This is a genomic window from Micromonospora sp. NBS 11-29 (assembly GCF_002140155.1).
Lineage (GTDB): Bacteria > Actinomycetota > Actinomycetes > Mycobacteriales > Micromonosporaceae > Micromonospora.
Genome location: NZ_NAPR01000018.1, coordinates 9,669 through 10,214, shown reverse-complemented (window position 1 = coordinate 10,214; position 546 = coordinate 9,669). Strand labels below are relative to the sequence as shown.

Sequence of the window (546 nt, the reverse complement as noted above, 5' to 3'; positions counted from 1 at the left end):
GCGGACCGAAACCCGGCTCGAACAACCCGAACACCCGATCACCCGGCGTCAACCCGGAAACGTCCGGGCCGACCTCCACCACCACCCCCGCACCCTCACTACCCATCACCGCCGACGAATCCGGGTACATCCCCAACGCGATCAACACATCACGGAAGTTCACCCCCGCCGCGCGCACCGCCACCCGCACCTCACCGGCGCCGAGCGGCGTCGGCACGGCCGGGACGATCTCGACGCCGTCGAGCGTGCCGGGCCGCGCGGCGGCGACGTGCCAGGCGTCCGCCGTCGGCGGCGTCAGCTCCGCCCCCGCCGAGCGCACCAGCCGGGGTACGCACACCCGGTCGCCGCGCAGCGCGAGCTGACCGCCCACGGTGGACGGCTGCGCCGCGACGGCGGCCAGCACGCCCAGCGCCCGGCGGTCGAGCGGGGTGTCGGTGTCGGCGAGCACGATCCGGTCGGGGTGCTCGGACTGCGCCGAGCGCAGCAGCCCCCACACCGCCGCGCCGGCCGGGTCGACCGCCCGGTCGTCGTCGCCGGTGCTCACCG

At 76.2% G+C, this 546-nt stretch carries 1 protein-coding gene; it reads right to left on the bottom strand.

Annotated elements, in window-relative coordinates; translation table 11 throughout:
* Positions 1 to 546 (bottom strand): alcohol dehydrogenase catalytic domain-containing protein (locus B1205_RS22300; protein WP_176308738.1); only part of this gene is annotated, 546 nt, incomplete at both ends.